The organism is Streptomyces sp. NPDC093598 (assembly GCF_044764825.1).
Classification (GTDB): Bacteria; Actinomycetota; Actinomycetes; order Streptomycetales; family Streptomycetaceae; genus Streptomyces.
Genome location: NZ_JBIWIV010000001.1, coordinates 1,195,721 through 1,208,869 on the forward strand (window position 1 = coordinate 1,195,721; position 13,149 = coordinate 1,208,869).

The window sequence follows — 13,149 nt, forward strand, 5'->3', positions numbered from 1 at the left end:
GTGACATGGCCGGGCGGCCCACCAGCTGTGTGCGGCCGCCCGGCCGTTCCCCGATGTCAGCCGTTGAAGCCGGCCACGTTCTCCTTCGTGACCACCTTCACCGGCACCTTCACCGTCTCCTCGACCTTCTCGCCCTTCAGGGCCCGCAGGGCGTTGTCCACGGCGATCTTCCCGAGCTGGGACGGCTGCTGCGCCACGGACGCGTACAGCGTGCCGCCCTCGACCGCCTTCAGTCCGTCCGGCGTGCCGTCGAAGCCCACGACCGAGACCGACTTGCCGGCCTTGGCGCCCAGCGCCTTGATCGCGCCGAGCGCCATCTCGTCGTTGGCGGCGATGACGCCCTGGACGTCCGGGTGGGCCTGGAGCAGGTTCGACATGACGTCGAGGCCCTTGGTGCGGTCGAAGTCGGCGGGCTGCTGGGCGACGACCTGGATGCCCGGGAAGGCCTTCAGGCCGTTGGCGAAGCCCTGCGCGCGCTCCCGGGCCGCGGACGTTCCGGCCTGGCCCTGGAGGATCACGATCTTGCCCTTTCCGCCCAGCTTGTCGGCGATGGTCTTGGCGGCGAGTTCACCGCCGGCCACGTTGTCGGAGGCGACGAGGGCGTCCACCGACGCCTTGTTGACGCCCCGGTCGACCGCGATGACGGGGATCCTCGCCTGGTCGGCGGCCTTGACGGAGTTGCTCGCGGCGTCCGAGTCCACCGGGTTGACGATGATCGCGCCGAGCCCGGAACTGGTGAAGTTCTGCAGCTGGTTGGCCTGCTGGGAGGCGTCGTTCTGGGCGTCGGTGACGGTCAGGTCCACGCCCCGCTTCTCCGCCTCGGCCTGGGCGCCCGCCCGGATCTGCACGAAGAAGGGGTTGTTGAGGGTGGACAGCGACAGGCCCATCTTCGGGCCGCTCGTGCCGGAGGAGCCGTTGTGCAGGAACGACGTGGCGCCGACGATCGCGACGGTGACCACGGCCGCGAGTCCGTACGTGGCCGCCTGCCTGCCCTTGCCGCCTTGAGACGCACCGGCCACCGGGGTCGCCCCCGCCTTGCGCCGCAGCGTGTCGAACAGCACCGCCAGCGCGATGACGACACCGATGACGACCTGCTGCCAGAACGCCGAGACGTTCAGCAGGTTCAGCCCGTTGCGCAGCACGGCCAGGATCAGCGCGCCGATGAGTGTGCCGGACGCCTTGCCGGTGCCGCCCGCGAGGGAGGCTCCGCCGATGACGACCGCGGCGATCGCGTCCAGCTCGTAGCCGTCGGCGGCCTGGGGCTGCGCGGAGGACAGCCGGGCGGCGAGCACGACACCGGCGACGGCAGCGAAGACGCCCGAGAAGGCGTAGATCGCGAGCTTCTGCTTCTTCACGCGCAGGCCGGACAGCCGTGCGGCCTCCTCGTTGCCGCCGATCGCGTACATGGAGCGGCCGATGTAGGTCCGGCCGAGCACGAAGGCCGCGATCACGCCCATGACGATCATCACGAGCACCGGCACCGGCAGCCAGCCGCCGAGGGTGTCGCCGAGGTGGGAGACGGAGTCGGGGAAGGCGATCGGGGAGCCCTCGGAGATGACGAGGGACAGACCGCGCGCCACGGACAGCATGGCCAGCGTGGCGATGAACGGCGGCAGCTTGCCGTAGGAGATCAGGATGCCGTTGACCAGGCCGCAGACGATGCCCGTCGCTATGGCGAGGAGGACGGCGAGGAAGACCGGGACGCCCGCCGAGGTGGCGCTCCAGGCGAGGACCGTGGCGGACAGCGCGGCGACCGAGCCGACCGACAGGTCGATGCCGGCGGAGACGATCACGAAGGTGACGCCGAAGGCGAGGATGGCGGTCACGGCGGCCTGCACGCCGACGTTGAGGAGGTTGTCCGTGGTCAGGAAGTCGCCGGACAGCACCGACATCGCGATGACGAGGACGATGAGCGCGGTGAGCGCGCCGTTGTCGAGCAGGAGGCGGCGCAGGCCTCCCGAGGCGCCACCCGCGCCCGTCGTGCTCTTGAGCGTGTCAGTGGCCACGGGAGGCCTCCGTTTCGTTCGTGGTCGTTGCCGTGGGGGTGCTGACGGCGAGTGCCATCACGGCGTCCTGGGTCGCCTCGGCGGCGGAGAGTTCACCGGCGATCCGGCCCTGGGCCATGACCAGCACCCGGTCGCTCATGCCGAGCACCTCGGGAAGGTCGCTGGAGATCATCAGGACGGCCGCGCCGGCGGCGGTGAGTTCGTTGACGAGCTGGTAGATCTCGACCTTGGCGCCGACGTCGATGCCGCGCGTCGGCTCGTCGAGGATCAGCACCTTGGTGTCGGCGAGCAGCCACTTGCCGATGACGACCTTCTGCTGGTTGCCGCCGGAGAGGGTGCGCACGTGCTGGCCGAGGCCCGCCATCCGCACGCCGAGCTGCCGGGCGATGCGTTCGGCCGCCTCGCGCTGGCCCTCGAGGTCGACGAGCCCGGCGCGGGTGGCCGACCGCAGGGTCACCAGGCCGAGGTTCTCCTCGACCGACGCGTCCAGCACCAGGCCCTGGCCCTTGCGGTCCTCGGGGACGAGCCCGATGCCCGCGGTCATCGCCGCGTTGACGTCGTACTTGGCGATCGGGACGCCGGACACCTTCACGCTGCCCTTGTCGTACGCGTCGGCCCCGAAGACCGCCCGTACGACCTCGGTACGGCCGGCGCCGACCAGTCCGGCGATGCCGACGACCTCACCGGCGTGCACCTCGAAGCCGACGTCGTGGAAGACGCCGTCGCGGGTGAGTCCCTCGACGGTGAGCAACGCGGCGCCGCGGTCGGCCCGCTCGCGCGGGTACTGCTGCTCGATCGAGCGCCCGACCATGAGCCGTACGAGCTCGTCCTCGGGGGTGGAGGCGGGGACCTGCCCGACGCTCTTCCCGTCGCGGATGACCGTCACCCGGTCCCCGAGGGCGGCGATCTCCTCCAGGTGGTGGGTGATGAAGACGATCCCGACGCCCTCCTCGCGCAGCGTGCGCACGATCGCGAAGAGCTTGTCGACCTCCTCGGAGGTGAGCACGGCGGTCGGCTCGTCCATGATCAGCACGCGGGCGTCCAGGCTGAGCGCCTTGGCGATCTCGACCATCTGCAGCCGTGCGATGCCGAGTTCGCGGACCCGCGCGCGGGGCGACACGGTCACGCCGACCCGCTTCAGCAGGACCTCGGCGTCGGCCTCCATCCGCTTGCGGTCGATCATCCCGAAGCGGCGCGGCTGGCGCCCGAGGAAGATGTTCTCGGCGACCGTGAGGTCGGGTACGAGGTTGAACTCCTGGTAGATGGTGGCGATCCCGAGCCGCTCGGAGTCCTGCGCACCGTGGATGCGCGTCTCCTCACCGCCGACCAGGATCCGCCCGGCGTCGGGGGTGTAGGCGCCGGAGAGCATCTTGATGAGGGTGCTCTTGCCGGCACCGTTCTCACCGAGCAGGACGTGCACCTCGCCCCGGCGCAGATCGAAGTCGACGCCGTCCAGCGCGACCACGCCGGGGAAGGTCTTCCGTATGCCCTCGATGCGCAGCAACTCGTCCGCGTTGCTCACGTCGTGCTCCTTTGCACTGGGGTGGGGTTCTCGCCGCACGAGCGGCGTACGACGAGCCGGGCGGGGAGGGTGACGGACTCGCCGGGCCGCCCCTCGATGCGGTCGACCAGGGCCCGTACGGCGGCCCGGCCCAGCTCGCCCGTGGGCTGGGCGATCGCGGTGATCGGCGGATCGGTGTGCACGAACCACCGGATGTCGTCGAACGCGGCCAGCGCGAGGTCGTCCGGTACGCGCAGGCCACGCGCGCGTACGGCGTCCAGGGCGCCTAGCGCCATCAGGTTGTCGGCGGCGAAGACGACCTCGGGCGGCTCGGCCAGGTCGAGGAAGCCCTCGGTGACCAGCCGGCCGCTCTCGGCCTGGAAGTCGCCCTGCCCTGTGTAGGCGTCGGGCAGCTCCAGCCCGTACGCGCCGAGCGCCTCCCGGAAGGCCTCGACGCGCTCGCGGCCGGTCGTGGTCGCCGCCGGGCCCGCGATGATGGCCAGCCTGCGGTGCCCGAGGCCGTGCAGATGCGCCACGAGGTCCCGTACGGCACTCCGCCCGTCCGCCCGCACCACCGGCACGTCGACGCCCGGGATCCACCGGTCCACGAACACCATGGGCGTCCCGGCCCGCGCGGCGTCCAGCATCAGCGGGGAGCCGCCGTCCGTCGGGGAGACGAGCAGGCCGTCGATGCGGCGGTCCAGCAGGGTGCGTACGTGGTGGTCCTGGAGGTCCGGCCGCTCGTCGGCGTTGCCGATGATGACGCTGTAGCCGAGCGCGCGGGCCTCCTCCTCGACGGAACGGGCCAGCTCGGTGAAGTACGGGTTCAGTACGTCGCTGATGACCAGGCCGAGGGTGTGGGTCTGGTCGGTGCGCAGGGAGCGGGCGACGGCGTTCGGGCGGTAGCCCAGGGTCTCGACGGCGGCCAGCACGCGGGTGCGTGCGTCGGCGCTGACCGACGGGTGGTCGTTCAGGACGCGCGAGACCGTGGCGACGGAGACGCCGGCCTCGGCAGCGACGTCCTTGATGCTGGCCACCGCCGCTCCACCTCCTTGTGGATCAGTCGGGGAGCACCGGGGCGGGTGCTCGTGGAATCGATTACATCGACCGGAGCATGGAATCGATTACACGGCACCGAATCAAGCCCCCGGCGGTACCTCTTGACCGGATCGTGATGTCGCGGGGCGCGGCCCGGCGTTCCAGGCTGGAGGTACGGGGTTTCCGTGAGGGGGCTTCAGGGCCCTGGCGGGCCGGAGCGGAGGAGCCATGACGGCGGCGAACCGGAACGACGTACCCGTCGCCTTCGAAGGCGACGGCGTGGAACTGCGCAGCATGCCCATCGGCGGCGGCCTGTCGGTGGACTGCCTCACCCTCCCCCGGGGCACGGACATGGGCCCGGCCCTCCAGGGCCTGGTGGCGCAGGCCGGGTGAGCCGGGGAAACCGCCGGGCCGTGCCGATGAGTTTCGCCGGCCCGGGCGGTCTGCCCTGACGTCGACCACAGGAGGAGTGCTGTGTCCCAGCTGCTGCGCGTGCAGAACTTCAATGTCTCGAGCGACGGGTTCGGTGCCGGGGAGCACCAGAGTCTCGAGAGGCCCTTCGGCCACGCCGACCCTGGGCAGATGTTCGCCTGGGCCGGTGCCACGGCAAGCTGGCCCAACCGCACCGACCCGGGCGGCAGCCGCGGTCTCGACGACTATCTGACGCGCGACTTCGCCAACAACATCGGCGCCGAGATCATGGGCCGCAACAAGTTCAGCCCCCAGCGCGGGCCGTGGCAGGACCACGAGTGGCAGGGCTGGTGGGGCGACGAACCCCCGTTCCACACGCCGGTGTTCGTCATGACCCACCACGAGCGTCCCTCGTTCACCCTCTCCGACACCACGTTCCACTTCGTCGGCGGTGAACCGGCCGAGGTCCTCGCCCAGGCGCGCAAGGCGGCCGGGGGCAAGGACGTCCGGCTCGGCGGCGGGGCGACGACCATCCGGGAGTTCCTGGACGCCGACCTGGTGGACACGCTGCACGTGGCGGTCTCGCCCGACGTGGTGCTCGGGTCCGGCTCACGGCTGTGGGAGTCCCCCGAAGAGCTGCTCGACCGCTTCCACTGCGATGTCGTACCGAGTCCGAGCGGGGTGATTCACCACCTGTTCTGGCGCAAGTGACGGCGGGTCAGGCGTCCTTGCCCCAGTCCAGACGGTCGGCGAGCCCGGCGGCGGCGAAGGCGACCTTCAGCTCCTCGCGGCCTTCGGTGAAGTGGGCCCAGCTGTCGTAGTGGACGGGGACCACGCGCCGGGCGCCGAGGACCTGCGCGGCCTCGGCGGCCATGGCGCTGTCCAGGACGATGACCTGGTTGTCGAAGAGGACGGGGAAGCGGGGAGCGCCCGCGAAGAGCACGGCGGTGTCGACGGGGGCGAAGCGGCCGGCGATCTCGCGGACCGCTGCGAGGGAGGCGTTGTCGCCGCTGACGTAGACGGTGGGCAGGCCCTCGCCGGTCAGGACGAAACCGACGACCTGGCCGGTGAACGGCTCGACCTGCTCGCGGGGTCCGGGGCCGTGCAGGGCGGGGACGCCCGTCACGGTGATCGTGCCGCCGTCGGGGCGGTCCAGTCGGACGGACTCCCAGTCGGCCAGGCCCCGGACCTTGTCCCCCAGACTCTCGCGCAGGCGCTCGCCGCCGCCGGGCGTGGTCAGGGTCAGGGGTATGCCGGGAAGCAGGGCCCGGCCGGAGGTGTCGAGATTGTCGGGGTGCTCGTCGTGGGAGAGCAGGACCACGTCGATGGGGCCGAGGTCGGCGGGGCTGCCGGCGGAGGGCGCGGTCTTGGTCAGGAGCGGACCCCCGGGCCGGCCGTAGTCGCCGGGAGCGTCGAAGGTCGGGTCGGTCAGGAAGCGCAGGCCGCCGTAGTCGAAGAGGGCGGTCGGGCCGCCGAGGACGCGGACGGGGAAGTCGGTCGGCACGGGAAGGGAGGACATGCGGCACCTCACGGATAGACGCGGTTGAACCGTGAGACGACCGTAGCCGCTTCTCACGGATACAGGCAAGCCGTACCATGAGAAGCATGGAGGAGCCCGTGACCGAACAGCCCGCGCCGCCGCCCGCACAGGGCGAGGAGGAGCACCCCTCCCTGGCCCTCGCCAACACCGCGATCGCACTGCCCGGCGGGCGCACGCTCGATCTCCTGGGCACCCCCGCTCAGACGAACCACTGGCTGACCCAGCGCGGCCTCGCCCCGGTCGACGCCGGCATGCGGGAGATGTGCGCGGCCCAACTGCGGTCACTGCGCGAGCAGATCAGGTCGCTGTTCGCCGCCCGCACCGACGGCGTGCCCGCCCTGCCGGCGGCCGTGAACGCCCTCAACGACGCGATGACCCGGGTCCCCACCGCCCCCCTGCTGCGGTGGGACGACAAGACCGGCCCCTACCGCACCGCTCCCCACCCGACCACCGCGATCGTCGACCTCGCCCTGGCCACGCTCGCCGCCGACGCCGCCGACCTGCTCACCTCCCCCGCCGCCGAGCGCCTCACCGCCTGCGGCTCGCCGCCCTGCAACCGCTACCTGCTCCGCCACGGCCGCCGCCACTGGTGCTCCACCCGCTGCGGCGACCGCGCCCGCGCGGCCCGCGCGTACGCCCGCCGCACCGAGCACCGCTGACCCCCGCCCCGGTCATGGCGGGGGCCTGTGGGCGAGCCGCGCCCCTCTGCTCTCCGCGACCCTTCTGACGTCCCGCAGGGACTCGCTGAGCCGCCGGGCCAAGTAGTGCAGTTCCGCACTGGTCACCCGGCGTTCCGCGAGGAGTTCGGAGGCATGCCCGAGCAGCTGGTCCGCCATGTCGATCTGCACGTCCTCGATCTCGTCGGCGAGCCGCGAGACGTAGCCGGTTCCGTCGCCCACGAGGTAGCACGGCCTGCCGTCGGCACTGGTCCACGGCAACAGCCGCCCGGGCACCGCGTGGTCGCGCGCCCCGCCGGTCATGCGTTCGCCTCCGCCATCAGGTAGGGGCGTACCAGTCGGTTGTCCTCTCCCTGGAGCGGACGCTCGTCGGGACGGCAGCGGACCGCGGGGCGCCCGGACGGGGGTGAGGGCGGTGCCGCCGGTCGCCGCCGCCTCCCCCGGGGAGGAAGGAGGTGGCGGAGGAGTGGTTCGAGGAGCCGGGCGATGAGGTCTGCCATGTCTGCTTGCCTGCCTTCTCACCTGCGGTGACTTCGTTCTGTGGTGAATCACTCACAGGGTGAGGTCGGCACTGGCTACGCTGCCAGGGGGTGGAGCTTGACATCGCGCTTGTCAAGGAGAGGAGTTGGGCACGTGGACGAACGCCGCATGCTTCGAACGCCGCGTCAGAAGTACGGGGAGGAGATGCGGCTGCGGCGGACCGCCGCCCGCCTCACCCAGGAGGAACTGGGCGGCCAGGTGGTGTGCTCACCCACGCTGATCAGCCATTTCGAAGCGGGCAGACGCCTCCCCAAGCCGGATGACGCGCAGCGGATCGACCGGGCGCTGGGGACGGACGGGTTCTTCGCGCGGTGGCTGGACGATCTGGAGAACAAGTACGACCCCCGCTTCGCTGCCGCCGCCGAACTCGAGCGACAGGCGACGCTGATCCAGCAATTCGCGCTCGCATTGGTCCCCGGCCTGCTTCAGACACCCGACTACGCCCGGGCCGTGTTCGCGGCTTACCGCCCCACCACCACAGACCAGGAACTTGACAGGCAAGTTGTCATTCGAACAGAGCGTGCCCGCATCCTTGACGGTCCTTCGGCTCCGGTCATCTGGACGCTTCTCGACGAGGCGGTGCTGCGACGCGCTGTGGGTGGCCCGAAGGTCATGGCGGAACAACTGCACAAGATCGCGGACTTGGCCGGGTCGCGACGGATTCGGCTGCACGTCCTTCCGTACCGCGTCGGGGCGCATCCGCTCATGGAGAGCCTGCTCACCCTGATGAGCTTTGAGGATTCCGCCCCGGTGGCATACGTCGACGCGTTCGAGACCGGACGTCTGATGGACGATCCGGCTCTGGTGAGTGCCTGTCAGACCGCCTACGCTCTGGCTCTGAGCGACGCGTTGTCGCAGCAGGAGTCACTGGCCCTCGTCAAGGCGGCAGCAGAGGATCACGAGCATGATCAGCAGTGAGCACACCGGGTGGTTCAAGTCCAGCTACAGCGGCGGTAGTCAAGCTGAGTGCCTCGAAGTCGCCCCCGGCCACCCCGGCGTCCCGGTGCGGGACAGCAAGGCCGCCCACGGCCCCGCCCTGGTCTTCTCGCGGAGCGGCTGGGCCGCGTTCGTCACCGCCGTCAAGGACGGGCACATCAGGCGCTGGGAAGACAGCGCGAGGCCGAGGGTCGGGTAGCTCTCGCGCCCACGCGTTCGGCCGCCTCGATGCACCGCGCTGCTCATGGTCCTGGCGACCGGGGCCGCCCGCTCCGCCCAGGGCTGACGCGTCACGCCGATTCGTTCAGCAACCTGCTCAGGTGCTCACGAGCGGGCCCCAGCAGGTCGGGCAGCGGGGCCGCCTCCTCGTACCAGCGCTTCTCGTACTCCCAGCAGAGCCAGCCGTCCCAGCCGTGGCGGGAGAGGACCTCGACGCACTCGGCCAGGGGGAGGACGCCCGCGCCGAGGGGCAGGGGGGTCGTGTCGTCGGTGGCGGCGATGTCCTTGACCTGGACGTAGCCGAGGTGGGGGGAGAGTGCCGCGTAGGTCTCGGAGGGCTGTTCGCCGCCGAGCCAGGTGTGCATCACGTCCCAGAGGGCGCCGACCTGGCGGTGGCCGACGAGGCCGAGGATCCGCATCGTGTCGGCGGCGGTGCGGTGCGAGTCGTGGGTTTCGAGGAGGATGCGTACACCCAGGTCATTGGCGTGTTCGGCGGCCGTGCCCAGACGGCGGGCGGCCGTCGCGTCGGCCTCCTCGGGGGTCTGGGCGTCGAGGTCGCCGCCGGGGAAGACCCGGACGTACGGGGCTCCCAGGTCGTGGGCCAGGTCGATCAGGGCGCGGATCTCGGCCAGGACGGGCTCGTCGTCGCCCGGCGCGGCGACGCGTACGTAACCCGCAAGGCCCAGGAGCTCTACGCCCGCTCCCTTGAACTCGGCCGCGATGTCCGCCCGTTCGGTGGGGCCGAGGCCGGTGTGGACCGGTTCCTCGGGATGGGTGCGCAGCTCGACGCCGTGATAGCCGTGGGCGGTCGCGAGCCGCAGGACGTCGGGCAGGGGCAGGCCGGGGACACCGAGGGTGGAGAACGCCAGTTTCATGAGGACGGACCCTACCCGGCACCCCCGCCTGCGACTCCCCTCAATCACCCTGGTGTTGCGTGAAGATCCAGTCGCCAGTCCTGGCCGGTCAGGTCCTGGCCGAAGGAGCGGTGCGGTTTCTCCGCGACCAGGACGAAACCGTGGCGCCGGTAGATGCGGCGGGCGGCGGTGAGGACGTCGTTCGTCCACAGGACGACCTCGCGGTAGCCGGCCTCGCGCGCGAAGTCGACGAGCGCCCCGACCAGGCGGTCGCCGATGCCCAGGCCCCGCGCGTCCGGCTCGACGAGCAGGAGCCGCAGGCGGGCGGCGCCGGGCGCGTCGTCCCGGACACACATCACGGATCCGACGGGCCGCCCGTCCAGCTCGGCGATCCACGTCCGCTCCAGGTGCGGGTCGTGGTCCTCGGCGTAGTCGGCGACGATCCGCGCCACCAGGGCCTCGTAGTCGGCGTTCCAGCCGTACTCGGCGGCGTACAGCGCGGCATTGCGCTGGACGATCCAGCCGAGGTCGCCGGGGGCGGGCTCGCGCAGGACGACGTCCTCGGGGCGCGGGGCGGCGCGGCCGTCGCCCAGGATCGTCCGGACGGTCCGCATCGCCTCCGCCAGCCGGGGCCGGTCCTCCGGCCGCACGGTGTCCAGCATCGCCCCGACCGACTCCCGTGCCCGCTCGTCGAGCAGCGCGGCGGCCTCCCGGCCGGGCGCGGTGAGCGTGACGCTGCGGCGGCGCGGGTCCGTCTCGGACGGGCCGCGCTCGACCAGCCCGTCCTCCTCGAACCTGTTCAGGATGCGGGTCAGGTACCCCGCGTCCAAGTGCAGCCGGGCCCGCAGGTCGGCGGCGTCCGTACGGGGGGCGTGCGCCAGCTCGTAGAGCACGCGGGACTCGGTGAGGGTGTAGGGGGCGTAGAGCCGGCGGCCATAGTCGAGGGCGCCGATGACGTTCGTGTAGAAGCGGTTGAAGGAGCGGATGTCCTGGACGGTCATGACCCGACCCCCGATACTTGACTCAGTCAGAGATACCGACGGTTCGAGCGTAGGCCGCCCAGGACCGCACGAGCTACCCCTCGACCGCCGCCGCCCGGTAGACGCAGACCTGGGCGCCGGTCTTGCCGGTGACCGCGGAGACCAGCTCCATCGGGCGCTTCACCCCGTCGCCGGGGAAGATCGTCTTGCCGCCGCCGAGGATCACCGGCATCACGACGAGCTGGAGCTCGTCGACCAGTCCCTCCGACAGCAGCATCCGCACGAGTGTCGGGCTGCCCATCATGGCGATCTCGCCGCCCTCGGCCTCGTGCAGCTCCCGGATGCGGGCGACAGCCTGGTCGCCGGGGATGAGGGAGGAGTTGTTCCAGGTCAGGTCGGTTTCGCCGAGGGTGCTGGAGACGACGTACTTCTTCAGGGAGTTCATCCGGTCGGCGAAGGGGTCCCCGGCCCGCTCGGGCCAGGCTCCGGCCATCGTCTGGTACGTACGACGCCCAAACAGCAGCGCGTCGGCTCTGGCCAGCCCCGCGTCGAAGGCGCCGCCCAGCACCTCCTCGTCGAAGTACGGGTGCGACCAGCCGCCGTGCGCGAAGCCGCCGTCGGTGTCCTCCTGCGGCCCGCCCGGGGCCTGCACGACGCCGTCCAGGCTGATGAACTCGGTGATGACGATACGCATGGGACTCACTCCGGGTTTCTCGCTCGGGAGAGGGGGTCACTGATGACGCCACTGCAGACCCGTCCGCGCCGCGAAACTCATCGCCGAAGCGTCGGTACGTCACGTCACACTCGTGGCGAACGCCTCCGCACGGCCGGCGCCGGGGGCCATGGCGTCCGGCCATGGTGTCCTCGAAGACGACGCCCGCGTATGACGAACACGCCGATTGGTACAACGAGTTGATGTCCCCGGAGGGCGGCGGGGACTCCATGCGGCGCGTCCACGCCACCCTGGGCGGCCTGCCGGGGCCCGGCGAGGGGGGGGCAGTTGGCCCGATGTCTGCCGCTGCACCGGCGCCCACGTCCCCACCCTCGCCGCCGTGGGCGGGAGTGTGGAGGGGGTTCTGGCATCGCCACCCCAGCCCGTCCGGCGTTTGAGGACGAGGCCGTTCAGGCCGAAGCGGGGGCGTGGGAGCGGCAGCCCCCGCACGGCCCGGGCACCAACCCCGAGCACCCCTCAACCAGCGGCACGGTCACCCCCGGCACCGACCCCCAGCACCCCACAAGCCGCAGCACCGTCACCCCCGGCACCGACCCCGAGCACCCCTCAAGCCGCAGCGCCTCAAGAAGACCGCGGCACCCCGGAGGACCCCCGCACCATCAGTTCCCCCCGCACCGACGCGATCCCCCCGGGCGGCGCCTCCTCCCGGCCCATGGCGATCCGCCCGGCCCGGGCCCCCGCCTCCGCCAGCGGCAACCGCACCGTCGTCAGCGAAGGCACCGCGTCGATACTGAACGGCAGGTCGTCGAACCCCGCCACCGACACGTCCTCCGGGATCCGCAGGCCCGAGTCCCGCAGCGCCGCACACGCCCCCAGCGCGACGGAGTCGTTCGCCGCGACGACCGCCGTCAGCGACGGATCACGCCGCAGCAGCTCCAGCGTCGCCTCGTAGCCGGACCGCCGGTCGTAGCGCCCGTGCACCGTCCACCGGGGGTCGTCCTCGATACCGTGCGCGGCCAGCGCGGCCCGGTGCCCTTCCAGCCGGTGCCGCGTGGTGGTCCGCTCCTCGGGGCCGGCGATGTAGCCGAGCCGCCGGTGCCCGAGCCCGATGAGGTGCTCGGTCAGCTCCTGCCCGCCGCCGCGATTGTCGAAGGTCAGCGCGATCGCCCCGGTGTCCGGCGCCGGCGGCCGCCCGCACAGCACCACCCGCGTCCCCGCCTCGGTCAGCTTCCGCACCTTCGCGTCCATCGCCGCCTGGTGCGCCGCGTCCTCGATCGCCCCGCCGGTCAGCACCACGGCCGCGGCGCGCTGCCGCTGGAGCAGCGTGAGATAGGTCAGCTCCCGCTCGGGGGAGCCGCCCGTGTTGCAGACCACCGCGAGTCTCTCCCCGCCCGCACGGCCGCCCGGCCCGCCGATCTCCGCCTGGATCGCGCTCGCCATGATCCCGAAGAACGGGTCGGCGATGTCGTTCACCAGGATCCCGACCAGGTCGGAGGTGGCGGCGGCCAGGGCGCTCGCGGGCCCGTTGAGCACGTAGTCCAGCTCGTCCACGGCCTTCAGCACCCGCTCGCGGGTGGAGGCCGCCACGGGGTAGTTCCCGTTCAGCACACGCGACACCGTCGCGGGCGAGACCTGCGCGCGGGCCGCCACGTCCGCCAGGGTCACCGTCATCTCGTCGTCCTCCGGTCGCGCATCTCGTCTTCGCCCTCGTACACACCCAGACCACTGGCCATGGTTCCGAGAGGAGCAGCAGGTCGACCGCCTCTGTCCCGAC

At 71.8% G+C, this 13,149-nt stretch carries 14 protein-coding genes; 5 read left to right on the plus strand and 9 right to left on the minus strand.

What is annotated here, in order from left to right:
* Positions 1-56: 56 nt before the first annotated feature.
* The 3 genes from ACIRDU_RS05520 to ACIRDU_RS05530 are packed head-to-tail and all read right to left on the minus strand — an operon-like array spanning position 57 to position 4,544.
* Complete coding sequence (locus tag ACIRDU_RS05520) at positions 57-2,006, minus strand: substrate-binding domain-containing protein (RefSeq protein WP_403574769.1); 1,950 nt, start codon at positions 2,004-2,006, stop codon at positions 57-59.
* Complete coding sequence (locus ACIRDU_RS05525; RefSeq protein ID WP_403574772.1) at positions 1,996-3,528, minus strand: sugar ABC transporter ATP-binding protein; 1,533 nt, start codon at positions 3,526-3,528, stop codon at positions 1,996-1,998. Before ACIRDU_RS05525 ends, ACIRDU_RS05520 begins: the two co-directional genes overlap by 11 nt.
* Positions 3,525-4,544 (minus strand): LacI family DNA-binding transcriptional regulator, encoded by a 1,020-nt coding sequence (locus tag ACIRDU_RS05530; protein ID WP_403574775.1) that lies wholly within the window; start codon positions 4,542-4,544, stop codon positions 3,525-3,527. The genes ACIRDU_RS05525 and ACIRDU_RS05530 overlap by 4 nt, the downstream gene beginning before the upstream one ends.
* 229 nt (positions 4,545-4,773) lie before the next feature.
* Between ACIRDU_RS05530 and ACIRDU_RS05535 the strand changes: the two genes are divergently transcribed.
* Together ACIRDU_RS05535 and ACIRDU_RS05540 are read left to right on the plus strand one after the other, a co-directional pair.
* The gene (locus tag ACIRDU_RS05535) at positions 4,774-4,938 is read left to right on the plus strand and encodes a hypothetical protein (RefSeq protein ID WP_403574778.1); all 165 of its coding nucleotides are present in this window, start codon (positions 4,774-4,776) and stop codon (positions 4,936-4,938) included.
* Between the two features lie 81 nt (positions 4,939-5,019).
* Positions 5,020-5,667, plus strand: a complete 648-nt coding sequence (locus ACIRDU_RS05540; protein WP_403574781.1) for a dihydrofolate reductase family protein — start codon at positions 5,020-5,022, stop codon at positions 5,665-5,667.
* 7 nt (positions 5,668-5,674) lie between these two features.
* Here the strand turns inward: ACIRDU_RS05540 and ACIRDU_RS05545 are convergent, their stop codons facing one another.
* Positions 5,675-6,475 (minus strand): MBL fold metallo-hydrolase, encoded by an 801-nt coding sequence (locus ACIRDU_RS05545; protein ID WP_403574784.1) that lies wholly within the window; start codon positions 6,473-6,475, stop codon positions 5,675-5,677.
* 86 nt (positions 6,476-6,561) lie between these two features.
* Between ACIRDU_RS05545 and ACIRDU_RS05550 the strand changes: the two genes are divergently transcribed.
* Complete coding sequence (locus ACIRDU_RS05550; protein WP_403574787.1) at positions 6,562-7,155, plus strand: CGNR zinc finger domain-containing protein; 594 nt, start codon at positions 6,562-6,564, stop codon at positions 7,153-7,155.
* 12 nt (positions 7,156-7,167) lie between these two features.
* Here the strand turns inward: ACIRDU_RS05550 and ACIRDU_RS05555 are convergent, their stop codons facing one another.
* The gene (locus ACIRDU_RS05555) at positions 7,168-7,476 is read right to left on the minus strand and encodes a hypothetical protein (protein ID WP_403574790.1); all 309 of its coding nucleotides are present in this window, start codon (positions 7,474-7,476) and stop codon (positions 7,168-7,170) included.
* Positions 7,477-7,821: 345 nt separating this feature from the next.
* Between ACIRDU_RS05555 and ACIRDU_RS05560 the strand changes: the two genes are divergently transcribed.
* Entirely contained in the window at positions 7,822-8,631 is an 810-nt protein-coding gene (locus ACIRDU_RS05560; protein ID WP_403575170.1) for a Scr1 family TA system antitoxin-like transcriptional regulator, read from the plus strand.
* Complete coding sequence (locus ACIRDU_RS05565; protein ID WP_403574793.1) at positions 8,618-8,848, plus strand: DUF397 domain-containing protein; 231 nt, start codon at positions 8,618-8,620, stop codon at positions 8,846-8,848. The genes ACIRDU_RS05560 and ACIRDU_RS05565 overlap by 14 nt, the downstream gene beginning before the upstream one ends.
* Before the next feature lie 91 nt (positions 8,849-8,939).
* On the opposite strand, the gene ACIRDU_RS05570 is transcribed toward ACIRDU_RS05565, so the two are convergent.
* The 4 genes from ACIRDU_RS05570 to ACIRDU_RS05585 form a co-directional block, all read right to left on the minus strand.
* A complete protein-coding gene (locus ACIRDU_RS05570) occupies positions 8,940-9,743 on the minus strand; it encodes a sugar phosphate isomerase/epimerase family protein (RefSeq protein ID WP_403574794.1) in 804 nt (267 codons plus the stop codon).
* A 44-nt stretch (positions 9,744-9,787) separates the two neighbouring features.
* Positions 9,788-10,723 (minus strand): GNAT family N-acetyltransferase, encoded by a 936-nt coding sequence (locus ACIRDU_RS05575; RefSeq protein WP_403574796.1) that lies wholly within the window; start codon positions 10,721-10,723, stop codon positions 9,788-9,790.
* 73 nt (positions 10,724-10,796) lie between these two features.
* Positions 10,797-11,396 carry a dihydrofolate reductase family protein gene (locus ACIRDU_RS05580; RefSeq protein ID WP_403574799.1) on the minus strand — a complete coding sequence of 200 codons (600 nt, stop codon included), beginning with the start codon at positions 11,394-11,396 and terminating at the stop codon, positions 10,797-10,799.
* Between the two features lie 600 nt (positions 11,397-11,996).
* Positions 11,997-13,046 carry a LacI family DNA-binding transcriptional regulator gene (locus ACIRDU_RS05585; protein WP_403574802.1) on the minus strand — a complete coding sequence of 350 codons (1,050 nt, stop codon included), beginning with the start codon at positions 13,044-13,046 and terminating at the stop codon, positions 11,997-11,999.
* Positions 13,047-13,149: the final 103 nt, after the last annotated feature.